The 22,096-nt window shown below is 71.6% G+C and carries 22 protein-coding genes and 2 pseudogenes; 16 read left to right on the forward strand and 8 right to left on the reverse strand.

Annotation, left to right across the window (positions count from 1 at the left end; genetic code table 11):
* Positions 1 to 73: 73 nt before the first annotated feature.
* Complete coding sequence (locus tag J8M50_RS44950; protein ID WP_010357686.1) at positions 74 to 1,657, reverse strand: alpha/beta hydrolase; 1,584 nt, start codon at positions 1,655 to 1,657, stop codon at positions 74 to 76.
* Between the two features lie 297 nt (positions 1,658 to 1,954).
* Here J8M50_RS44950 and J8M50_RS44955 point away from each other — a divergent pair, with 297 nt between their 5' ends.
* Entirely contained in the window at positions 1,955 to 2,620 is a 666-nt protein-coding gene (locus J8M50_RS44955; RefSeq protein WP_040837772.1) for a chaplin, read from the forward strand.
* A gap of 49 nt (positions 2,621 to 2,669) precedes the next feature.
* On the opposite strand, the pseudogene J8M50_RS44960 reads toward J8M50_RS44955, so the two are convergent.
* Positions 2,670 to 2,852: pseudogene (locus tag J8M50_RS44960) on the reverse strand (nucleoside deaminase); the annotation flags it as partial.
* 63 nt (positions 2,853 to 2,915) lie between these two features.
* On the opposite strand from J8M50_RS44960, the gene J8M50_RS44965 reads away from it, so the two are divergent.
* Positions 2,916 to 3,692: a GNAT family N-acetyltransferase gene (locus tag J8M50_RS44965; RefSeq protein WP_010356924.1), complete on the forward strand. Its 777-nt coding sequence runs from the start codon at positions 2,916 to 2,918 to the stop codon at positions 3,690 to 3,692.
* Positions 3,693 to 5,143: 1,451 nt separating this feature from the next.
* Here J8M50_RS44965 and J8M50_RS44970 read toward each other — a convergent pair.
* Positions 5,144 to 5,407 (reverse strand): GlsB/YeaQ/YmgE family stress response membrane protein, encoded by a 264-nt coding sequence (locus J8M50_RS44970; protein ID WP_029184268.1) that lies wholly within the window; start codon positions 5,405 to 5,407, stop codon positions 5,144 to 5,146.
* Between the two features lie 243 nt (positions 5,408 to 5,650).
* Between J8M50_RS44970 and J8M50_RS44975 the strand changes: the two are divergent.
* Both J8M50_RS44975 and J8M50_RS44980 read left to right on the forward strand, forming a co-directional pair.
* Positions 5,651 to 6,586, forward strand: a pseudogene (locus tag J8M50_RS44975) (hydrolase); the annotation flags it as partial.
* A gap of 22 nt (positions 6,587 to 6,608) precedes the next feature.
* Positions 6,609 to 7,106: an SRPBCC family protein gene (locus J8M50_RS44980; RefSeq protein WP_100216852.1), complete on the forward strand. Its 498-nt coding sequence runs from the start codon at positions 6,609 to 6,611 to the stop codon at positions 7,104 to 7,106.
* Positions 7,107 to 7,133: 27 nt separating this feature from the next.
* On the opposite strand, the gene J8M50_RS44985 is transcribed toward J8M50_RS44980, so the two are convergent.
* Both J8M50_RS44985 and J8M50_RS44990 read right to left on the reverse strand, forming a co-directional pair.
* Complete coding sequence (locus J8M50_RS44985; RefSeq protein ID WP_010356928.1) at positions 7,134 to 7,574, reverse strand: SPW repeat protein; 441 nt, start codon at positions 7,572 to 7,574, stop codon at positions 7,134 to 7,136.
* 80 nt (positions 7,575 to 7,654) lie between these two features.
* Positions 7,655 to 8,593: a LysR family transcriptional regulator gene (locus J8M50_RS44990; RefSeq protein ID WP_010356929.1), complete on the reverse strand. Its 939-nt coding sequence runs from the start codon at positions 8,591 to 8,593 to the stop codon at positions 7,655 to 7,657.
* Positions 8,594 to 8,737: 144 nt separating this feature from the next.
* On the opposite strand from J8M50_RS44990, the gene J8M50_RS50340 reads away from it, so the two are divergent.
* The 6 genes from J8M50_RS50340 (at position 8,738) to J8M50_RS45015 (ending at position 14,190) form a co-directional block, all read left to right on the forward strand.
* A complete protein-coding gene (locus tag J8M50_RS50340) occupies positions 8,738 to 8,815 on the forward strand; it encodes a putative leader peptide (protein ID WP_351405193.1) in 78 nt (25 codons plus the stop codon).
* Between the two features lie 115 nt (positions 8,816 to 8,930).
* Positions 8,931 to 10,019 carry a dimethylsulfone monooxygenase SfnG gene (gene sfnG, locus J8M50_RS44995; protein ID WP_029184269.1) on the forward strand — a complete coding sequence of 363 codons (1,089 nt, stop codon included), beginning with the start codon at positions 8,931 to 8,933 and terminating at the stop codon, positions 10,017 to 10,019.
* A 36-nt stretch (positions 10,020 to 10,055) separates the two neighbouring features.
* Positions 10,056 to 11,261, forward strand: a complete 1,206-nt coding sequence (locus tag J8M50_RS45000) for an acyl-CoA dehydrogenase family protein (RefSeq protein WP_010356933.1) — start codon at positions 10,056 to 10,058, stop codon at positions 11,259 to 11,261.
* A 26-nt stretch (positions 11,262 to 11,287) separates the two neighbouring features.
* On the forward strand, positions 11,288 to 11,842 hold the full coding sequence (gene ssuE / locus J8M50_RS45005) for an NADPH-dependent FMN reductase (protein WP_010356934.1): 555 nt from the start codon (positions 11,288 to 11,290) through the stop codon (positions 11,840 to 11,842).
* Positions 11,842 to 13,026, forward strand: coding sequence for an SfnB family sulfur acquisition oxidoreductase (locus J8M50_RS45010; protein ID WP_059044461.1), 1,185 nt, complete (start codon positions 11,842 to 11,844; stop codon positions 13,024 to 13,026). The genes ssuE and J8M50_RS45010 overlap by 1 nt, the downstream gene beginning before the upstream one ends.
* An 18-nt stretch (positions 13,027 to 13,044) precedes the next feature.
* Positions 13,045 to 14,190, forward strand: coding sequence for an LLM class flavin-dependent oxidoreductase (locus tag J8M50_RS45015; protein ID WP_010356499.1), 1,146 nt, complete (start codon positions 13,045 to 13,047; stop codon positions 14,188 to 14,190).
* Positions 14,191 to 14,200: 10 nt separating this feature from the next.
* On the opposite strand, the gene J8M50_RS45020 is transcribed toward J8M50_RS45015, so the two are convergent.
* Positions 14,201 to 15,268: a substrate-binding domain-containing protein gene (locus tag J8M50_RS45020; protein ID WP_010356498.1), complete on the reverse strand. Its 1,068-nt coding sequence runs from the start codon at positions 15,266 to 15,268 to the stop codon at positions 14,201 to 14,203.
* Positions 15,269 to 15,345: 77 nt separating this feature from the next.
* Here J8M50_RS45020 and J8M50_RS45025 point away from each other — a divergent pair, with 77 nt between their 5' ends.
* The 4 genes from J8M50_RS45025 to J8M50_RS45040 all read left to right on the forward strand — a co-directional run bounded on the left by J8M50_RS45025 (position 15,346) and on the right by J8M50_RS45040 (position 18,682).
* On the forward strand, positions 15,346 to 15,783 hold the full coding sequence (locus J8M50_RS45025; protein ID WP_010356497.1) for a MarR family winged helix-turn-helix transcriptional regulator: 438 nt from the start codon (positions 15,346 to 15,348) through the stop codon (positions 15,781 to 15,783).
* 120 nt (positions 15,784 to 15,903) lie between these two features.
* Positions 15,904 to 17,217, forward strand: coding sequence for an aldehyde dehydrogenase family protein (locus J8M50_RS45030; RefSeq protein WP_010356496.1), 1,314 nt, complete (start codon positions 15,904 to 15,906; stop codon positions 17,215 to 17,217).
* 38 nt (positions 17,218 to 17,255) lie between these two features.
* On the forward strand, positions 17,256 to 18,164 hold the full coding sequence (locus J8M50_RS45035) for an aldo/keto reductase (protein WP_010356495.1): 909 nt from the start codon (positions 17,256 to 17,258) through the stop codon (positions 18,162 to 18,164).
* A gap of 11 nt (positions 18,165 to 18,175) precedes the next feature.
* Positions 18,176 to 18,682, forward strand: a complete 507-nt coding sequence (locus J8M50_RS45040; RefSeq protein WP_010356494.1) for a GNAT family N-acetyltransferase — start codon at positions 18,176 to 18,178, stop codon at positions 18,680 to 18,682.
* Here the strand turns inward: J8M50_RS45040 and J8M50_RS45045 are convergent.
* Complete coding sequence (locus tag J8M50_RS45045) at positions 18,649 to 19,143, reverse strand: pyridoxamine 5'-phosphate oxidase family protein (RefSeq protein WP_010356493.1); 495 nt, start codon at positions 19,141 to 19,143, stop codon at positions 18,649 to 18,651. The genes J8M50_RS45040 and J8M50_RS45045 overlap by 34 nt on opposite strands.
* A gap of 509 nt (positions 19,144 to 19,652) precedes the next feature.
* Between J8M50_RS45045 and J8M50_RS45050 the strand changes: the two genes are divergently transcribed.
* Both J8M50_RS45050 and J8M50_RS45055 read left to right on the forward strand, forming a co-directional pair.
* Positions 19,653 to 20,045 (forward strand): VOC family protein, encoded by a 393-nt coding sequence (locus J8M50_RS45050; protein WP_010356492.1) that lies wholly within the window; start codon positions 19,653 to 19,655, stop codon positions 20,043 to 20,045.
* A gap of 467 nt (positions 20,046 to 20,512) precedes the next feature.
* On the forward strand, positions 20,513 to 21,583 hold the full coding sequence (locus J8M50_RS45055; RefSeq protein WP_010356491.1) for an adenosine deaminase: 1,071 nt from the start codon (positions 20,513 to 20,515) through the stop codon (positions 21,581 to 21,583).
* Here J8M50_RS45055 and J8M50_RS45060 read toward each other — a convergent pair.
* Complete coding sequence (locus J8M50_RS45060) at positions 21,565 to 22,080, reverse strand: mycothiol transferase (RefSeq protein WP_010356490.1); 516 nt, start codon at positions 22,078 to 22,080, stop codon at positions 21,565 to 21,567. The two genes, J8M50_RS45055 and J8M50_RS45060, sit on opposite strands and share 19 nt — an antisense overlap.
* Between the last annotated feature and the right edge of the window lie 16 nt (positions 22,081 to 22,096).

Consider the following 22,096-nt stretch of genomic DNA (forward strand, 5'->3'; position numbering starts at 1 on the left):
CCACGGCTCCTCTCGCAGCGATGGTCACCAGGGTGTCACGCGAGGTCAAGAGGCCGTTCTTACGGTTCCTCTCTTACGGTTCCTCGTCCGCCCCGCACGAACTCCCGCTCGGCGGCAGCGATCCGTCCAGCAGGAAGTCGTCCACCTTCCGCCGCACGCACCGCGAGGAGGCGTAACCGGTGTGCCCCTCACCGCGGTTGTCGAGGACGACGGCCGCGCTGCCGAGCCGCGCCGCGGTCTCCGTCGTCCAGCGGTACGGCGTCGCCGGATCGCCCCGCGTCCCGACGAGGAGCAGCTTCGGCGTACGGAGGTTCTTGACGTCCTCGCGGATGAACTCCGTGCCCTTGGGGCGGCCGTGGCACATCAGGGTCTCGGCGAGGCGGTACGGGCCGAAGACGGGGGACGCCTGCTGGAAGGAGGCGCGCAGGGCGGGGAGGGCGTCGGTGATCTGGCGGGGGGTGGGGCGGTCGGGGTCGTCGGCGCAGTTGATGGCCATCAGGGCGGCGGGCATGTTGTCGAGGGGGACGTCGGCGGGGTCGGTCAGGGGGGTGTGGATGCCTTTCGGGGGCGGGGAGTTGGGGTGCCGGGTGGGGGGAGTCGGCTTCTTGTGGGCGGAGTTGAGGGGGTGCGGCGAGTAGAGGCCGCCCGCCGCGAACGACTGCACCCCGCTCGGGTCCCCGTCCCGGGTCAGCCGGGTCAGCCCGACCTGGAGCGACGGCCACCAGTCCTTCCGGTACAGCGCCTGGCCCAGCGCGCCCACGAGGTCCTGGCCCGTGAACTCCCCGCTCAGATAGGACTGCACGGGGTGCGCGTCCAGCGACCGCACCAGCCGTACGACCTCCTCCCGGGCCGCGCGCGGCTCCTTGCCCAGCGGGCAGGCCGGGCCCCGCGCGCACCAGGACGTGAAGTCGTCCAGCGCCAGCTGCTGTCCCCGCGCCCCGGCGATGCCCTGCTCGGCGACCGGCTCGGTCAGCGTGTCCACCCCGTCGAGCGCCAACCTGCCGACGCGGTCCGGGAATTGCGCCGCGTACACCGCGCCGAGCCGTGAACCGTACGAGAAGCCGAGGTAGTTGAGTTTCCGCTCGCCCAGCGCGGAGCGGATGACATCGAGGTCGCGCGCGGCGAACACCGTTCCCACGTACGGGAGTACCGGACCCGAGTGCTTCGTGCAGAGCCCGGCGATCTTCCGGAGCCGCTCCAGCAGCGCCTGCGGGTCGTCTCCGGTCACCTCGCCCTCGCCCTCGTCCTCGTCCTCGTTCGAGGCCCAGTCCCCGCAGCTCACCGGCGAGGAACGGCCGACGCCCCGGGGGTCGAAGGAGACGACGTCGTAGTGGTTGGTGAGATCGGCGAACGTCCGGCGGCTGTAGGCGAGTTCGGGTACGCCCGCCGCGCCGGGCCCGCCGAAGTCCAGGACCACCGAGCCGTGTTTCTCGCCGGTGGCCCGGTACCGGGCGAGCGCGAGTTCGAGGGTCCCGGCGCCGGGGTGCGCGTGGTCGAGGGGGACGGTGACCTTGCCGCACTCCAGATCCTTCGGCACGTCCTGGTCCTCGCACGCCGACCAGGCGACCTTCTGCCGGTCGAAGCGGGCGGGATCCGGGGCGGGCGCGGCCGTCCCGGCGCCGAGCAGGGAGACCGCGACGACCAACGTGACCAGCATCGATGCCTCCCGGAGCGCAGTGCCCACGGTCACGATAGGCGGGGTGCGCGGGGTGCGCCCGCCGAGGTGCGGGGGGTGCGGGGCGGGGTTACCCTGCGCGCTTCTCTGTCTGTCCGGCATGACCCTCGCGGCCGGCTCGACGGCTTTACTGCCAGTTCGACAAGCGGGTCACTCGATGGGGTGGAAGGACGATGAGCCATAACTCCGATGGTTCGCCCGCGTTTTAACCGGTGCGGGTGGAGACGCCCGTGTCCGGTGCGGGGAACGCCCGCGCCCCGACTGGAAGGCAGGGACCCCATGAGACGGGTGACCCGAACCGGCGTGATCGCCGTCTTCGCCGCGTCCGGTGCGATGGCCGTGACGATGCCCGCCCACGCCGACTCCGTGGCGGACGGCTCCACTGTCGACTCGCCCGGCGCGGTCTCCGGGAACACGGTCCAGCTCCCCGTGCACATCCCGGTGAACCTGTGCGGCAACACGGTGGACGTCGTCGGGCTGCTGAATCCGGCGATGGGCAACAAGTGCGTGAACTCCTCGTCGGGACCGGTGAGTTCAGGGTCTGGGTCTGCCACCGGCGGTGGCGCCCACGCCGACGGGAGTGCGCACGACTCGCCGGGCGTCCTGTCCGGCAACGGCATCCAACTGCCCGTGCACCTCCCCGTGAACGTCAGCGGGAACAGTGTGAACGTCGTCGGCGCGCTCAACCCGGCGTTCGGCAACGAGGCGGTCAACACCTCGCACGAGGACCCGCCGGCCCGCCCCGTCGACCCGGCGCCGCAGCATCCGCAGCCGCATCGGCCGGTCGACCCCGTGCCGCGCGCCGAGGCGCCCACCCCGGGGATGAACGTGACGCTGGCCAGCACCGGGGCCGACGGGCAGGGCGCGCTGCTCGCGGGAAGCGCCGCGCTCGTCCTCGGCGGGGCCGCGCTGTATCGGCGGGCCCGGGCGAGGGTGGTGCGCTGAAGGGTGTGACGCTGCGTTGAGGGCCGTACCGGCCGAGCCGGTGCGGCCCTCAGCGTGTGTGGAAACGGCGGTGTAACTCCCGTACCTCACCGGCCAGTTCCGGTACCGGCCCCTCGACCGCCACGCCGGGTGCGACCTCGTGGACCGGGAGCGTGCGCACTGGTGGCGCGGGGACGCCCAACTCTGCGAGCCAGGCGCCGAGTTGCTCGGACGAGGCGACGTACACGTGCCTTCGCCGCGAGTCGTACAGGGTAATTGCGTTGTGGGCGGCGTGGCGGGGTGCTGGAGTGACCGTATGAACAATGCCGACATCCTCGCCCTGTACGACCGTGAGATGCGCCGGGGTGCCCGCCCCGACAGCTCCGACGCCCGCATCGAACGCACCGGGCAGGTCGTCCGGCAGATCGCCTCCGTCGAGGGGTGGAACGGGATTCTGTGGTCCGGGTTCGAGGCGGGTGACGCGGACGCGGTGATCGCCGAGCAGGTCGCGCTCTACACGGGGCTCGGGCGTGAGTTCGAGTGGAAGACGTACTCCCATGACACGCCTGCCGACCTGGGGGAACGCCTTCAGGCCGCCGGGTTCGTGCCCGACGACGCCGAGAGTCTCCTCATCGCCGAGACGAAGACCCAGCTCACCGGGGCCGAGCCGCCCGAGGGGGTCCGGATCGAGCCCGTCACGGACATGGCCGGGGTCGAGCTGATGGTCCGCGCCAACGAGCGCGCCTTCGGGCGGGACGGCTCCTGGCTGCGGGATCTGCTGCGCCTGCGTCTCGTGGAGGACCCCGACCTCCTCGTCGCCGTCGTCGCCCTCGCCGGGGACGAGCCGGTCAGCTCCGCCCGCATGGAGCTGATCCCGGGCACCCGGTTCGCCGGGCTCTGGGGTGGGGGGACGGTTCCCGAGTGGCGGGGGCGGGGGATCTACCGGGCGCTGATCTCGTACCGGGCGCGTATCGCCGCCGAGCGGGGGTTCGAGTTCCTCCAGGTCGACGCGACGGAGGACAGCCGACCGATCCTGGAGGGGCTGGGGTTCGCGAAGTTGGGGACGACTACGCCGTATATGTATACGCCGTGAGGGGGTTGGGGTGCTGGGGTTCTGCGGGCTGGGGTAGGTGTGTCGGCGGGGGCGCGCCGCGCGGTGAACGCGCCTTCGGCGGGGGCCGCTTGGGCGGGAGGTGGGGCAACTTCTGGAACGGGGGAGCCCTGCGGGTGGGGCAACCTCTGGAACGCAGGGAGTCCTGTGGGCGGGGCCTCTGGAACGGGGCGCTTCCGGACGGGGGAACCCTCTAATCGCCGGACCCGTGTGCACGTTCCGTCCGAGTGGGCCCGCCGTGCGTTGAGGGGAGCCGAGGCGGCGGGCCCGGTGCCGGACCTTTGTGTATCCGTCCAGCGTAGACCTCGGGGACCGAGGGGGGAACGGCGCGCGGGGGCGCCGTACGGGCGCGCGGGGCAGTTTGCTGTATGGAGGCTGCGCGGGGTGGCGTACGGGGGGTGGGCTTGGGGACGGTTGGGGTGGGGGTCGGTGGGGGACAGGCGCGGGCTCTGCTGCCGGGCTTTGCTGACTGCGAGGGGTCTGCCGCCGGGCCTCCCTGACTGAACAGGGGCGACGAACAGGGCGCCCCTGCTTGGCAGGGCTGATGCCTGGCCTCCCCGCGAGCGCGGGGGCGTTGCGGACCATGGCCTGGACGGCGTCGACTTCCCCGCATGTGCGCAACGAACTCCCGGCGCCCAGCCTCGACATGAGACCGCCAACTTCCCAGCGCGCATGGGGCAAGCACGAGCGCCTCGGAGACGAGGGGGAGCCGACTTCTCCGCGTGCGTAACAGCTCGGGGCGGGGCCCAGGGGCGAGACCGCCGTCAGCCCTCCGCGTCCGTGTGGGCAACAGATAGGGGACCGCCGCGAGGCGTGAGGCTGGCCGAGTCAGCCTCCCCGTGTGCGCGTGGGCAACAGCCCTCGCGGTACAGGGCTGCGGCAGGGCGCCCAGCCCCCCGCGTGCATAACGGCTCGGGGCGTGGCCGGAGGGCGGGCCGAGACCGCCGTCAGCCCCCCCGCGTGCGCGGGGACGTTGAGTTCGGCGAGGGACAACCCTCGCGTGCGCGGGACCACCAGATCCGCGACCCGCTCTACGCGAGTGAGCGGGCCACCCCCGCGTGTGCGCGGGCAACAGATGGAGGGCCGCCGCGAGGCATGAGGCTGTGTCAGCCTCCTGCGTGCGCGTGGGAACTTGCCGCGCGCGCCCCGCGAGGGGGTGGACGGCATGAGCCCTCCCGTGTGCGCGTGGGTAACGGCTCGGGGCGTGGCCGGGCGGGCCGAGATCGTCGTCAGCCTCCTCCCGCGTCCGTGTGGGCAACAGATGGGGGCCGCCGCGAGGCATGAGGCCGCGTCAGCCTCCCGCGTGCGCGTGGGTAACCTCCCGCGACGCCCGACGCCCGACGCCCGACGCCCGACGCCCCGCAGGCCCTCCGTTCAGGCAGGGCCCGCGTCGTACGGCGTATGCGCGGGCAGCGTCCGCCCCAACACCCCCCTCAGCGGCGCGACTTCGCGCGGTCCAGTGCCGTCACCCCCACCGCCGCCAAGCCGATCTGGATGAGCCACTCGATCCAGTCGACGCCGTTCGTGTCCTGGACGTCGAGGCCGTTCGCGATGGCCGAGCCGATGAGCGCCGCGGCGATGCCGACGAGGATGGTCCACAGGACGCCGATGCGCTGGCGGCCGGGGACGACGAGGCGGCCGAGTACGCCGATGACGCAGCCGATGACGACCGCGCTGATGATTCCGGAGATCTCCATCTTCGCCCCTTCGAGTCGGAATCCCGTCGATGTACGGATGCCCTTCCCGGCGTCGAACAGTCCGGTCAGGTTCATTGCCCGGGCTTGGGGGTCTCCTCGCCAGCGCTTGATGGTTTCCGCGCCGTCGTGCCATGTACCTTTCAAGCGGTCGATGCGCGTAGACCCGTCCGACCTGGACCTACGCGTACACGGCCCGTACCCGCACCCGCCTCTTTCCCCCCATCCTTCACGGAGGTTCGCCGGATGCCCGGTATCGCACGTCCCCGCGCAACAGCCACACTCGCCGCACTCGGTCTGCTCGCCGCGGGCGTCACGCTCCAGGTCACCGCCGCCACGCCCTCGCACGCGGCCACCCCCCACCGCGTCCTCTTCGACAACGCGCACGCCGAGACCGCCGGCAACGCGGACTGGATCATCTCCACGAGCCAGCCCGACCCGCTGGGCGAGGACTCCTCGCCGTCCGACGAGACGGACTGGACGGGGGCGCTGTCCTCCTGGGGCGTGGCGCTCCAGCAGACCGGCGACTACAGCCTCAAGACGCTGCCGTCGGGTTCCAGCCTCAGCTACGGCGGTTCCTCGGCGACGGACCTGAAGAACTTCGACACCCTCGTCCTGCCGGAGCCGAACACGCTGTTCACGGCCGCCGAGAAGACCGCGATCATGACCTTCGTGAAGAACGGCGGCGGCCTCTTCATGATCTCCGACCACACGGGCGCCGACCGCAACAACGACGGCGAGGACGCGGTGCAGATCCTCAACGACCTGATGACGAACAACACGGTCGACTCGACGGACCCCTTCGGCTTCTCCATCGACTCCCTGAGCATCAGCTCCGACTACCCCGCCGCCATCACGGACTCCACGAACCCGGTCCTGCACGGCGGCTTCGGCACGGTCACGAAGAGCCTCATCGCGAGCGGCACGACGGCGACGATCAAACCGGCCGACAACTCCACGGCCAAGGGCCTTCTGTACCGCTCCGGCTACTCCGGCAACACGGGAGCCTTCTTCCTCACGTCCACCTTCGGCTCCGGCCGCATCGCCTTCTGGGGCGACAGCAGCCCGATCGACGACGGCACGGGCCAGTCCGGCAACACTCTCTACGACGGCTGGAACGACACGAACGCCACGAACGCGGCTCTGGCCCTGAACGCGACGGACTGGCTCTCGAAGGCGTCCTGACCTCCACTTCCCCCCGTCGATGGCGCATCGAGGTGCCGGGGATGCGGCGTCGGCGGGGCCGTGGGAGCGTGGCGTGATGGAGTACTCGTACGTCCTCTACCTCGGCGCCTCCGCCGAGCAGGTCTGGGACGCGCTCACCGATGCCGAGCAGACCGCCGCCTACTGGGGTCACCGCAACGTGTCGGACTGGGCCGAGGGGTCCCGTTGGGAGCATGTACGGGTCGACGGGTCCGGGGTCGTCGATGTGGCCGGCGAGGTCGTGGAGAGCCGTCGGCCGGAGAAGCTCGTGACGACCTGGGCCGATCCCGCCGAGCCGGCGACCGCGTCCCGGGTCGCCTTCGGCATCACCGAGTACCAGGGGATCGTCCGGCTCACCCTCACGCACACCGACCTCCGCGACGCCCGCGAACTCGACGACGTGTCCAGGGGCTGGCCCGCCGTCCTCTCCAACCTCAAGACGGCGTTGGAGACCGGGCGGCCCCTGGCGACGGAACCCTGGACGGTTCCGGAGGGCTGAGGCGGCCCGGTCGGGTCGGGGCGGGGTTCAGGACTTCGTGCTGCTCTTCGCCGCCGTGAGGGCGCACATCACCCCCAGTATCACGGCCAGCGCGCCGATGATGATGTTGTTCAGCTTCACCCCGTTGTCCGGGCTGCTGCCGACGACCCACGGGGCGATGACCATCCACACGCCCAGCGCGCACATGGCCCAGCTGAGGCCGTACATGCGGGCGGGCGCCACCGTGAAGCCGACGCCGAGGAGGGCGATCGCGATGCCCACGATCAGGTTGTGGGTCAAGAGCGGGGGCTGGCTGGTGGTGTAGTGGAGGATCCAGGGGGATATGGCGCAGTACAGACCGAGCAGGAACACCGGCCCGTCCACGAGCGCCACATCACGACCGCCGAGCATGCGGGCATATCGGTCCCGCATCTCGGAGACATCGGGGTGAGTCGACAGGTCACCTCGGGTGTGCGAGACGTTGGCCATGATTCGTCTCCTTCGACGTGATCGCGGTGATAACGCCGCTTTATCTCCATTCTGCTCTTATTTTCCCTTTATGTGTAGTGCTACGGGACGATCGACCGAGCCGTGCGGACGAACGCGTCATGCAGATCCCGCGCCGCCTGAGGCGCCGCCTCCGCCCGACGCCGCCGCAACATCAGCAGCACCTGCGGCGTACGCCCCTCCAGCGGCCGGTACGTGATCGCCCCCAGCCGCGAGCGCAGCGAATGGGGGTCCCCCCGGCCGAAGGCTGGGGGAGGATCCCCTACGACGCTGAACTCCGGCAGCACCGTCACCCCGAGCCCCTCCGCGACCATCAGCTTCCCCATCTCCGCCCCGTCCGTGGAGTACGAGAACGACGGCCCGCTCCCCCCGAGCAGCCGATGGACGTAGCGGTGCATGACGTACCCCGACCGCATCCCGATCAACGGCACCTCCGCCAGCTCCCGCACCCCGACCGCCTCCCGCGACACCAGCGGACAGCCGGGATGCATCACCACGACCGGCCGCCCCCGCAGCAACTCCGTCGACGCGAACTCGGCCGGCATGTCGTCCCCTTCGAGATGGTTGACGAGCCCGAGGTCGAACCCCCCTTCCAGCAGGGCCCGTTGGACGTCGGACTGCTGCGCCCCCACCCCCTCGACCTGCGTCAGCGGATGGGCCCGCCGGAACTCCCGCACGGTGGGGATCAGCAGCGGCACGGTCGCCGCGTTGACCGTCCCGACCCGCACCATCCGGCTGATCCGATGCTGCTCACCGGCAGCCGACCGCAGCCGGTCGACCGCGTCCAGCACCCCGATGATGTGCGGCAGCAGCTCCCGCCCGGACGCGCTCATCGTCGCCCCCGACCGCTTGCGCTCCAGCAGATCGACCCCGAGCTCCCGCTCCAGATTCCGCACCGTCTCGCTCAACGCGGGCTGGGAGAGCCGCAGTTCCTCGGCGGCCCGGCGCAGCGAGCCGAGCCGGGTGACCGCCGCGATGTATTCGAGCTGTTCCGTCCGCATGACCGGCAGAATGCGGGCCGATTCCCGCCGCGTTCAAGGGTTTCCCTGTCACACCTTCGTGAAATTCAATGGTCCGCGATCCGAGACCGGTCGGGTTCTCCTTGACGGCCCCGACGGACGGCTGTCACGATCGACGGCATGAAGATGCGACTGGACCTCACGCGGCGACGCCATGTCGACCTCGCGCGCGTCTCCAGCGCCTCCTGTCGCGCCGCGGCCTGATCGACTCCCCGCAGATCCGCCGCAGTTCCCTTTCCTGAAGCCTGAATTCCCCGCGCCTTTCGCGCCCCCTGAATTCGGCATGCCTGAAAACGCTTCCCCGCCACAGGAGTTCCGCGTGCCCGCACCCGTGAAATTCGCCTACTGGGTCCCCAACGTCAGCGGTGGACTCGTCACCAGTTCCATCGAACAACGCACCGACTGGAGTTACGACTACAACCGCGAACTCGCCGTACTCGCCGAGAACAACGGCTTCGAGTACGCCCTCAGCCAGGTCCGCTACATGGCCAGCTACGGCGCCGAGTTCCAGCACGAGTCCACCAGCTTCTCCCTCGCCCTGCTCCTCGCCACCGAGCGCCTGAAGGTCATCGCCGCCGTCCACCCCGGCCTGTGGCACCCCGGCGTCCTCGCCAAACTCGGCGCCACCGCCGACCACTTGTCCCAAGGCCGGTTCGCCGTCAACGTCGTATCCGGCTGGTTCAAGGGCGAGTTCACCGCCCTCGGCGAACCCTGGCTGGAGCACGACGAGCGCTACCGGCGCGCCGAGGAGTTCATCACCGCGCTGCGCCGGATCTGGACCGAGGACCACACCGAACTCGCCGGAGACTTCTACCGGTTGAGGGACTTCACGCTCAAGCCGAAGCCGCTCAACACGCCCGAGCGCCCGCACCCGGAGATCTTCCAGGGCGGCAACTCCACCGCCGCCCGCGCGATGGCCGGCCGGGTCTCCGACTGGTACTTCTCCAACGGCAAGGACTTCGACGGCGTCACCGAGCAGATCGAGGACGTCCGCAAGTCCGCAGCCGAAGTCGGCCGCAGCGCACCGAAGTTCGGCCTCAACGGCTTCCTCATCGCCCGCGACACCGAGGCCGAGGCCCGCGACACCCTGCACGAGATCGTCGCCAAGGCCGACCGCGAAGCCGTAGAGGGATTCGGCGCGGCCGTGAAACAGGCCGGACAGTCCACCGCCGACAAGAAAGGCATGTGGCAGGACTCCACCTTCGAGGACCTGGTCCAGTACAACGACGGCTTCCGCACCGGCCTGATCGGCACCCCCGAGCAGATCGCCGAGCGGATCGTCGCCTACAAGAAGCTCGGCGTCGACCTCTTCCTCCTCGGCTTCCTCCACTACCACGAGGAGGTCGAGTACTTCGGCAAGAAGGTGCTCCCGCTGGTGCGCGACCTCGAAGCCCAGCAGACCGCCTGACCCTCCCCCCCCACCCGCCGAAAGGTCGTACCCGCCATGAGCACCGCAACCCGCTGGACCACCACCCCCGCCACCGCCGAGGAATGGATCGCCCGCGCCGCCGAGGCCGCCGCCGTTCTCGCCACCGACGCCGCCGCCCGCGACAAGGCCGGCGCCACCCCGCACGCCGAAGTGCGCCTCCTCAAGGACGCCGGCCTCGTCACCCTGCTCGGCCCCACGGAGCACGGCGGCGCGGGCCAGGACTGGCCGACCGCCTACCGCGCCGTCCGCGAGATCGCCAAGGCCGACGGCTCCATCGGCCAGCTCCTCGGCTACCACTACCTGTGGTTCTGGGCCGCCCGCCTGGTCGGCACCCGCGAGCAGTGGCAGCGCCTGGAGGCCGAGGCCACCCGCGAGGCGTGGTTCTTCGGCGGCGCCGTCAACCCCCGCGACCACGACGTGACGGTCACCGAGGACGGCGACGACCTCGTCTTCACCGGCGCCAAGACCTTCTCCACCGGCAGCAGGGTCTCCGACGTCACGGTCCTCGAAGGCGTCCTGGACGGCACGGAGTTGCACGTCTTCGCCGTCGTCCCGTCCGCGAGCCGGGGCCTGACCTTCCACGACGACTGGGACAACATCGGCCAGCGCCTCACCGAGTCCGGCAGCGTCACCATCGACGCGGTCCGCGCCCCCTGGACCGACGCGCTCGGCTACGTCGGCAAGGAGTTCCGGCCGCGCACGTACAACACCCTCAACGTCCCGACCATCCAACTCGTCTTCGCCAACTTCTACTTGGGCATCGCGGCCGGCGCCCTGGAGACCGCCGCGACCTACACGCGCACCAAGTCCCGCTCCTGGCTGCACGGCGGCCACGACCGCGCGGTCGACGAGCCGTACGTCATCGACGTCTACGGCGATCTCACCGCGAAGCTCTGGGCGGCCGAGGCGCTCGCCGACGCGGTCGCCCTGGAGGGGCAGCGGCTGCACGACGACCCCGACGCGGTCACCCCCGAGACGCGCGGCGCGTTCGAGGTACGGGTCGCGGCGGTCAAGGCGCGCGCCACGGACGTCGCCCTGGAGGCCACGAACCGCATCTTCGAGGTCACCGGCGCGCGGGCGACCGCCGCCTCCGAGGGCCTGGACCGGTTCTGGCGCAACGTCCGCACCCACACCCTCCACGACCCCGTCGCCTACAAGCGCCGCGAGGTCGGCCGCTGGGTCCTGGACGCCGAACTCCCCGAACCGACCTGGTACTCCTGACCGCTCCCATCCGAAAGAGGCCCCGCATGGCCACCGTCCTGTCCGTCTCCGGCAGCCCCTCCCCCTCCTCCCGCACCGGCCGCCTCCTGCGCCACCTCGACCAGCGTCTCACCGCGCACGGCCACCGCGTCATCCCCCTCGACGTCCGCACGATCCCCGCCGAGGCGCTCCTCGGCGCCGACTTCCAGCACCCCGCGATCGTCGAGGCCACCGACCTCTTCGCGAGCGCCGACGGCGTCGTCATCGGCACGCCGATCTACAAGGCGTCCTACTCCGGCGTCCTCAAGTCCCTCCTCGACCTGCTCCCGCAGTACGCGCTCACCGGCAAGACCGTCCTCCCCCTCGCGACCGGCGGCTCCACCGCGCACGTCCTCGCCCTGGACTACGCGCTGCGTCCCGTCCTCAATTCGATGGGCGCCGCGCACATCGTGCAGGGCTGGTTCACCCTCGACAAGGACATCACCGCCCACGACGACGGCACGGTCACCGTTGCCCCCGCCTCCGCCGAGGCCCTCGCGCAGATCGTCGACCAGTTCTCGGCCGCCCTCGGCCGCACCCCGTACCTGGCGGCGGCGAGCTGATGACAGCGCACGTGATCGCCGACGCCGCCGAGGCGCTCACGGTCGCGCGGGCGCTCGCGGACGAATTCCGTCCGGACGCCTCCGTGCGCGACCGTGAACGCCGCCTGCCCCGCGCCGAGTTGGACCGCCTCTCGGACTCGGGCCTGCTCGCCGTCACCGTCCCCGCCGGCCACGGCGGCGCCGACGTCGACGCGGTGACCCTCGCCGAGATCTTCCGCCTCCTCGCCACCGCAGACGGCAGCCTCGCGCAGATCCCGCAGAGCCACTTCGTCTACGTCAACGTCATCCGCCGCCAAGGCACCGAGCAGCAGCGGAAGTTCTTCTACGACGAGATCCTCGCCGGCCGCCGCCTCGGCAACGCCCAGTCCGAGGCCGGCACGAAGCACGTCCAGGACATCCGCGCCCGCCTCGACCGCCGACCCGACGGCTCGTACACCCTCACCGGCACCAAGAACTACTCCACCGGCGCCCTGTTCGCCCACTGGATCCCGGTCCTGGCCCGCGCCGAGGACGACAAGCTGTACGTCGCGTACGTCCCCGCCGGCGCACCCGGCGTGACGATCGACGACGACTGGGACGGCCTCGGCCAGCGCACGACCGCCAGCGGAACCGTCCACCTGGACGCCGTACCCGTCCCGGCGGACCGCGTCTTCCCGCACCACCTCACCTTCGAGGGCCCTCAACTCCACGGCGCCGTCGCCCAGTTGCTGCACGCCGCCATCGACGCCGGGATCGCGGGCGGCGCGCTCGCCGAAGCCGTCGACTTCGTGCGGACCAAGAGTCGGCCCTGGTTCGAGAGCGGATACGAGACGGCCGCCGAAGACCCCCTGCTGATCCAGCGGTTCGGGGAACTGGCGATCCAAGTCCGCGCCTCCGACGCCCTGTTGAAGGAAGCGGCACGCGCGGTCGACGCGGCGCGTGCCGAGTTGACCGACGACACCGCCGCCGAGGCGTCGATCGCGGTCGCCGCCGCGAAGGTGACCGCCGCACAGGCCGCCGTCGATGTCGCCGCCGCCCTCTTCGAGGTCTCCGGCACCCGTTCCGCCCTCAACTCCCTCAACCTGCACCGGCATTGGCGCGACGCCCGCACCCACACGCTGCACGACCCGACGCGCTGGAAGGTGCAGCACATCGGCCGGTACGTGCTGGGTGGCACCCGGCCGCCCCGCCACGGCCTGCTCTGACCTCCCGAGGAGACCCCCATGTCGTCCCTGACCTTCCACTGGTTCCTCCCGACCAACGGCGACAGCCGCCATGTCGTCGGCGGCGGCCACGGCACCCCGGCGACCGCCTCCGGACGCGACCGGCCGCCCACGGTCGGCTATCTGAGCCAGATCGCCCGCGCGGCCGAAGACCTGGGGTTCGTGGGCGCGTTGACCCCGACCGGCGCGTGGTGCGAGGACGCGTGGCTCACCACGGCCATGGTCAGCCAGCACACCGAGCGGCTGAAGTTCCTCGTCGCCTTCCGGCCCGGGTTCGTCTCGCCGACGCTCGCCGCGCAGATGGCGTCCACGTTCCAGCGGCAGACCGGGGGGCGGCTCCTGCTCAACGTCGTGACGGGCGGGGAGAGTCACGAGCAGCGGGCGTACGGGGACTTCCTCGGCAAGGACGACCGGTACCGGCGCACCGGTGAATTCCTCGACGTCGTACGGGGGTTGTGGGAGGGGAAGTCCGTCGACCTGAAGGGGGAGCATCTGCGGGTCGAGGACGCGAAGCTGGCGCGCCTTCCCGATCCGGTGCCCGAGGTGTACTTCGGCGGGTCCTCACCGATCGCCGGGGAGATCGCCGCCAAGTACGTGGACGTGTACCTCACTTGGGGCGAGCCGCCGGCGCAGGTCGCGGAGAAGATCGCCTGGATCAAGGGGCTCGCCGCGCGGCACGGCCGTACGCTGCGGTTCGGGATCCGGCTGCACGTCATCACGCGCGACACGTCCGAGGCGGCCTGGGCGGAGGCGGACCGCCTGCTCGCCGGATTCGACCCCGAGACGGTCGAGTCCGTCCAGGCGGGGCTGGCGAAGAGCGAGTCCGAGGGGCAGCGCCGGATGCTCGAACTGCACGGCGGCGACCGCAACGGGCTGGAGATCCACCCCGGCCTCTGGGCCGGCATCGGCCTCGTACGGGGCGGCGCGGGGACGGCCCTCGTCGGCTCCCACGAAGAAGTCGCCGCCCTCATCAAGGAGTACGCGGCCCTCGGCATCGAGGAGTTCGTCCTCTCCGGCTACCCGCACCTGGAGGAGGCGTACTGGTTCGGCGAGGGCGTCCTCCCGAAGCTCGCGGAGGACGGCCTGTGGACCCACCCCGCAGGGACGGCACAGACCCCTTCGGCTCAGGTGCCGTTCACCTCCTGAGCCCGCTCGCTCAGGGACGCAGCTCGGTCAGCACGTCGAAGTCCAGCCCGTCCGCGCGCGCCAGGTAGATGCGCTGGCGGACGTGGCTGCCCTCCAGGTGGAGCAGCCCGCGCGGCCCCTCGTACGACACCGACGGCGCCGTCGCCCCGATCCGCGTGACGTCTCCCGTGCCCGCCCGCCGCAGCAGCGCCGCCAGCAACAGCACCCCCTCGTAGCAGGACTCGCCGAGGCTGCCGGGGGACGGGGCGTCGAGGCCGTAGCGGCGGGCGTAGAGGCCGTGGAAGTCCAGGGTGTCGGGGGTCGCGAGGGACGTGAAGAAGCCGGCCGTGCTGTAGAGGTCCGCCGTGGCGGCCGGGCCGCTGGCCAGGAGCATGTTCTCGTCCATCAGCGTGCTCAGGCGCAGGGCGCGCGCGTCCAGGCCGTACGCCGCGAACGCCCGGTTGAAGCGGACCGCGTCGCTGCCGACGAGCAGCATGAGGACGCCGTCCGCGTCGGAGCGTTCGATACGGCGCAGCACGGGCGCGAAGTCGTGCGTGCCCAGGGGGAGATACGCCTCGCCGATGACCCGGGAGCCGGTCCGCCGGGCGTACGTGTGCGCCGCGCGGGCCGTACGCCGGGGCCAGACGTAGTCGTTGCCGACGACGAACCACCGCCGCACCCGGCGTTCCCCCGCGAGCAGGACCATCGCCGGGCAGAGCTGGTCGCGCGGCGTCTCGCTGGTGAGGAAGACCCCGGCGCGGTCCTCGCCGCCCTCGTACAGCGCGGTGTACACGTACGGCACCCGGTGCGCGACGCGCGGCGCGAGGGCCTGGCGTACGGAGGAGATGTGCCAGCCGGTGACGCCCTGGACGGCCCCGAGGTCGACGAGGGTCTCGACGCGGTCGGCGACCTCGCGCGGCGGCGCGCCCCCGTCGACCGGCACGAGCCGCAGCTCACGGCCGAGGACCCCGCCCGCCCGGTTGACCTCCTCGGCGGCGAGCCGCGCGCACAGCTCGCAGGCGGGCCCGAAGATCCCGGCGGGCCCCTGGAGCGGAAACACGAGGGCGACGCCGAACACGGAAGGGTCGGGGCGGGACATGGCGCCATGGTCCAGGGTCCCTGCCCCGAACTCCAGTCCGTCTCATACCATGTACACCTCTCGGAGCTAGGAGCAGGATGTCCACCTCGTCCGCCCGCCGGCCCAACGACCTGATACGCCTCCTCACCAGGGCCGAACGGCTGGCCGCCCGCCGCCTCCAGGCCGCCCTGGACGAGGAGGGCTGCTCCCTGGACGCATGGCGGGTACTGACCCTGCTCGCCGACGACACCGGCCACCACATGTCGGCGATCGCGGAAGCCGCCTTCCTGCCCCCGCCGACGCTCACGAAACTCGTCGACCAGCTTGTGGACCAGAACCTCGTCCACCGCCGCGTCGACCCGCACGACCGGCGCCGCATCCTCGTCCACCTCACCCCGCGGGGCCGCGACCACTGGCGCCGCGTCGACCGCGCCGTACGCCAGGACTGGCCCGCCCTCGGCGAGGGCGACGAGGAGATGCTGAAGGCCCTGCTGGAGCGCCTCGCGGAGACGGTGGACGGCTCCACGCGCGTGTGATCGCGCCATGGCGCAAAGTAGTCGTACGGCCCGGGAATGTTGGCCCGCAGCCGATAGTTGCTATATACATCTGATCGAGCACCGTCAGACCAGCACCGTCTATCCGAGCGAGGCACCCCCGTGACCACCGAGCGACCCGCCGACGTCGTCACCCGCCTGCGGACCACCTTCCGCACCGGCCGCACCCAGCCCGTCGAGTGGCGTACGGCGCAACTGCGCCGCCTGCGCGACCTGCTCACGGAGAAGGGCGCCGACCTCGCCGCCGCCCTCCACGCCGACCTCGGCAAGAGCGAAGCCGAGTCCCAGCGCACCGAGATCGGCTTCACGGTCCGCGAGATCGACCACACCCTCGACCACCTCGACACCTGGCTGACCCCCGAGCCCGCCCCCGTCCCCGCGCACCTCGGCTCCGACGCGACCGCCCGCACGCAGTACGACCCGCTGGGCGTCGTCCTCGTCATCGCCCCCTGGAACTACCCGGCCCAGCTCCTGCTGACCCCCCTCGTCGGCGCGCTCGCCGCCGGCAACGCGGTCGTCGTCAAGCCCAGCGAACTCGCCCCCGCGACCTCCGCCGCGCTGGCCCGCCTGCTCCCGGCCTACCTCGACACCGACGCCGTCGCCGTCGTCGAGGGCGGCATCCCGGAGACCACCGCGCTGCTCGCCGAGAAGTTCGACCACATCTTCTACACCGGCAACGGCGCCGTCGGCCGGATCGTCCTGCGCGCCGCCGCCGAGCACCTCACCCCGGTCACCCTCGAACTCGGCGGGAAATCCCCGGCGTTCGTCGACTCCACGGCCGACCTCAAGGCCGTCGCCGGCCGCCTCGCGCGCGGCAAGTTCCTCAACGCCGGCCAGACCTGCGTGGCCCCCGACTACATCCTCACCGACCCGGAGACCGCCGCCGCGCTGGAACCCCTCCTCGCGAGCGCCGTCGAGGACACGTACGGCGCCGACCCGCAGCAGTCCGGCGAGTACGGGCGGATCGTCAACGAACGCCACTTCGACCGGCTCACCGGCCTCCTGGACTCCGGCCGCACGGTCGTCGGCGGCGTCCACGACCGCGCCGACAAGTACATCGCGCCGACCGTCCTCGCCGACGTCGACCCCGCGTCCCCGGTCATGGGCGAGGAGATCTTCGGCCCGATCCTGCCGATCGTCACGGTCGCGGACCTGGACGAGGCGCTCGCGTTCATCAACGACCGCGACAAGCCCCTCGCGCTGTACGTCTTCTCCGAGTCCGTCGAGGCCCGTGACCGCATCGCCGCCGAGACGTCCTCCGGCGCGATCGGCTACGGCCTGCCCCTCGCCCATCTCACCGTCTCCGACCTCCCGTTCGGCGGCGTCGGCGAGAGCGGGATGGGCAACTACCACGGCCGGTACTCCATCGAGACGTTCAGCCACCGCAAGGCGATCCTGGACAAGCCGCTCGGCTGAGGCGCCGGCGAGTGACGGGCCTGTGCGAGACTCCGCCGATGACCTCAGAGAAGATCACGGCGGCAGACTCCGGCACCTGGACCCTCGGTGACCTCACCGTCAACCGCATCGGCTTCGGCGCGATGCGGCTGACGGGGAGCGCCGCCTTCCACCTCGGCACCCCCAGCGACCGGGACCGCTCGATCGCCGTCCTGCGCAAGGCCGTTGAGCTGGGCGTCAACCACATCGACACGGCCGCCTTCTACTTCTCCGCCCTGCGCTCGGCCAACGAACTCATCAACAGCGCGCTCGCGCCGTACGCCGACGACCTGGTCATCGCCGTGAAGGTCGGCCCGTTCCGCAACTGGGCGGGGGAGTGGGACACGTCGGCCCGCCCCGAGGACCTGCGCGCCCATGTCGAGGAGAACCTCCGCCAGTTGGGGCGCGACCACCTCGACCTCGTCTACCTCCGCCGGATGGGCCAGGACTCGATCGCCGAACACTTCGGCGCCCTCGCGGAGTTGAGGGACGCGGGCCTGATCCGCCACCTCGGTGTCTCCGACGTGGAGCCCCGACACCTCGCGGAGGCACGGGAGATCGCGCCCGTCGTGAGCGTCCAGAACCGCTTCGGGCTCGGCAGCCGCAACGAGGCCACGGCCGAAGTCCTGCGCCTGTGCGGCGAGTCCGGCATCGCGTTCGTGCCGTTCTTCGCCATCGCGGGCGACGCCGGACCCCAGGGCGCGACCGCCGACCACGACGACGCCGTGCGGGACATCGCCGCCGCCCACGAGGTGGGCCCCGCACAGATCCGGCTCGCCTGGAGCCTCGCGCAGGGCGACCACGTCCTTGCCATCCCCGGCACCGGCAACCCCGGTCACCTCGCCGAGAACGTCGCGGCGGGCGCCCTGCGGCTGACCGACGGGGAGCTGACCCGACTCCAAGGGGCCCACCGTAAAGTAGCGGGGTGAATGGTGACTCCGTGACGCTGCGACCGGTCCGCGAGGACGACCTCCTGGTCCTGGAGGCGTTCCTGGTCGACGCCGAACTCACCGGCCCCTTCCAGTGGTTCGGCTGGGCCGACCCCGCGCGGTTTAGGCGCCGCTGGGCCGAGAACGGGATGCTCACCGACGACGGCGGCCACCTCACCGTGGCCGCCGACGAGGACCCCGTCGGCTTCGTCGCCTGGCACAAGACCGGCGTCACCCGTGCCGCGCACTACTGGAACATCGGCATCCAGCTCCTGCCCGACGCCTGCGGACGCGGCATCGGGACGCAGGCCCAACGGCTCCTGGTGCGCTACCTGTTCGCCCACAGCACCGCCCAACGCGTCGAAGCGGACACCGACATCGGCAACCTCGCCGAGCAACGCGCCCTGGAGAAGCTCGGGTTCACCCGCGAAGGTGTCCTGCGCAGCGCCGCGTTCCGCGACGGGCACTGGCGCGACCTCGTCCGCTACAGCATCCTGCGCGACGATCCGACGCCCTGATCCGTCAGCCACACCCCGTCCCGCATCAGGTGCCGACGCGGCAACTCTCGCTGCTCGCACCAGGCCTGCACCTCCAGCGGACGGACCCGGAAGAACCCGTACGACGCGGCGTCCTGGCGTGGGTCCCACCCCGTCTTCGCCTCGAATGCCCGCGCCGCGTCCTCGGGCACGGACTCCCGCGTGTACGAGGTCGTCTCGCCGTCCACGAGCACGACGTCCCGCGTATCTCCGAGCGCCAGCCGCACCTTGCCGCCGCCCTGGAGATTGCGCCCCGTCGGATTGGTGAACCGCGTCGCCAGCCACAGCGCGTCCCCGTGCCACACGAACCAGAGAGCCACAAGACACGGCACCCCGTCCGGCCCCGCCGTGGCCACCCAGATGTCCATCTCCCGTTCGAGACGGGCCAGGGTGTCGTGCTTGCGTTGCGCGAAGTCGCGGATGGGGCCGGGGGTGATCGTCATGGGCGGAACGTATCCGGGGCCGGGGTGCGGGCGCCTCGGGCGCGGGGTGGGGTACGGGTCGGTCTCGGGGCCTAGAACCGGGGGAGGGTGGGCGTCAGGGGACGGGGAGACCAGGCGCCCGGGAACAAGGGCTGAGGGCATCGGGCTGCCGGGAAGCCGCCCGGCGTCGCCCCGTCGATACCGCCCGGCATCGACCCGGGGAGTCTGCCTGGCGTCGCGTCTTCGGTACCGCCCGGTATCGACCCGGGGAGTCCGTCCAGCGTCGCGTCTTCGGTACCGCCCGGCGCCGGCCCGGGGAGTCTGCCCGGCACCGCCCCGTCGATACCGCCCGGCACCGACCCCCCTGGAATCCGCCCGGCACCGCCCTTGGGAGCAGGCCCACCCCGGCCCCCGGAAACCACCCCGCGCCGCCCCCTCCAAGCACCCCGGAAATAGGATTGGCATCGAGTGGGTTTTACGTATAACCTCTTCCGCTAACCAGCCCCGCCGATCTTCCCCGAAAGGCCCCGATGTCACGCATCGCCCTGGTCACCCTCGTCGTCGACGACTACGACGAGGCGATCCGCTTCTACACCGAGGCTCTCGGCTTCCGCCTCGCCGAGGACGAGCCCCGCCCCGACGGCTCGCGGTGGGTTGTGGTGGAACCCGGCGGAGCGGGCGGCGGCACCGGACTCCTGCTGGCCCGCGCCAAGAACGACACCCAGTCCGCCCACGTCGGCGACCAGACCGGCGGCCGGGTCGCCTTCTTCCTGCACACGGACGACTTCACCCGCGACCACACCCGCATGACCGAGGCGGGCGTGACGTTCCTGGAGGCCCCCCGCCATGAGCCGTACGGCTCGGTCGCGGTCTTCCAGGACCTGTACGGAAACAGGTGGGACCTGCTGCAACCGTCGGACTGAGCGGGACGCGAGCTTGACCGGCGACGGCGGCGAGGCGGGGGAGTACCGCACGAACTCCGCAGCCGACCCCCCGGAGGAGGCCCCCGCCGACTTATCCCGGCGGCGGACCGGGCCGACTCGCAGTCACGGAAGCCGCACCCGCTGATCGCCCCCCGAGCACCACCGGCGAACCCGCCTCCCGGCGGGACTTCGCCGAGCCGGACGGACCTGCTGACCGACCCGCCAAAGCGCTAGCCGCCGAAGCACGACCCACCGGCAAAGACGCCGCCAGAATCCCGCTGACCCCGCCCCCCTGACCCGCCCCCGGCGTCACCCCCTGATCGACCCACCCGAGCACGACCCACCAGAAACGGCCCCGGCAACACCCCGCCGAACCCGCCCCGCCCCGCCGAAAGCCCCCAGCAGCCCCCCACCCCAGGCCCCCGGCGAACCACCACCACCCACCCCACCCAAGGAAGCCCCACCCCATGACCACTACGCGCGTAGACACCGAAACCCTCCGCCGCCTCCCCAAAGCCGTCCTCCACGACCACCTCGACGGCGGCCTCCGCCCCGCCACCCTCGTCGAACTCTCCGCCGAGGTCGGCCACACCCTCCCCACCACCGACCCGGAAGAACTCGCCGCCTGGTTCTACGACGCTGCCAACTCCGGTGACCTGGTCCGCTACATCGCCACCTTCGACCACACCCTCGCCGTCCTCCAGACCCGCGAGGGCCTGCTGAGGGTCGCCGAGGAGTACGTCCTGGACCTGGCGGCGGACGGCGTCGTGTACGCCGAGGTCCGCTACGCGCCGGAGCTGAACACGCGCGGTGGCCTCGCGATGCGGGAGGTCGTCGAGACCGTCCAGGAAGGGCTCGCCGCCGGCATGGCGAAGGCCGCTGCCGCCGGCACCCCGGTCCGCGTCGGCACGATCCTGTGCGGCATGCGCATGTTCGACCGCGTCCGCGAGGCCGCGGACCTGGCCGTCGCCTACCGCGACGCGGGCGTCGTCGGCTTCGACATCGCCGGCGCCGAGGCGGGCTTCCCGGCCGCCGACCACGCGGACGCGTTCGCGCACCTGCGCAGCGAGAACGTCCCGTTCACGATCCACGCGGGCGAGGCGGACGGCCTGTCCAGCATCCATCAGGCGCTCCAGACCTGCGGAGCGCAGCGCATCGGCCACGGCGTCCGCATCACCGACGACATCGTCGACGGCAAGCTCGGCCGCCTCGCCGGCTGGGTCCGCGACCGCCGTACCGCCCTGGAGATGTGCCCCACCTCCAACCTCCAGACCGGCGCCGCCACTTCGATCGCCGAGCACCCGATCACCGCGCTGAAGAACCTCGGCTTCCGCGTCACCCTGAACACCGACAACCGCCTGGTGTCGGGTACGACGATGACGCGCGAGATGTCCCTCCTGGTCGAGCAGGCCGGCTGGACCACCGCCGACCTGCGCGACGTGACGGTGAACGCCCTGAAGAGCGCGTTCATCCCGTTCGACGAGCGCGAGAAGCTGATCGAGGACGTCGTCCTGCCGGGCTACTCCTCCGCGCTCTGAATCATCCCGCGCAGATAGGCCGCCTGGCCGGCGTGTTCGAGGTCGTCCGCGAGCACGCTCACCAGGCGCACCCCGAGGCTGACCGGCGGGTCCCAGCGGATGTCGACGATCCGCTGAAGATCCTCGGCGGTGACCGCGACCAGCGCCTCCAGCGTCTGTTCGTGGACGGCGTCGTAGTACCCGGTGAGCAGGTTCGCCCCGGCGACCCGGACCGCGGCGACCTGCTCGGGCCCGTGCCCGTACCCGGTGTCGTGCGGCGGCAGATCGAGGCCGAACAGCTTCTCCCAGCCCTGCGCGTGCCACACCTGCTCCAGGCCGAACGCGTCGGCGACATGGTCGTCCTGGACCCGGGTGAGGTGCCAGATCAGCCAGGCCACCGAGTTGGCCTGGGGGGTCGGCCGGTGGTTGAGCCCGTCCGCGTCGAGGCCGGCGACCGCCGCGTGGACCTCTTCCCGGATGCGGCCGTACCCGTCGATGAGAATGTCCTTCGCATGCATACGACCACCATGCCCC

This window comes from Streptomyces acidiscabies (assembly GCF_020010905.1).
In the GTDB taxonomy this organism is placed as follows: domain Bacteria; phylum Actinomycetota; class Actinomycetes; order Streptomycetales; family Streptomycetaceae; genus Streptomyces; species Streptomyces acidiscabies.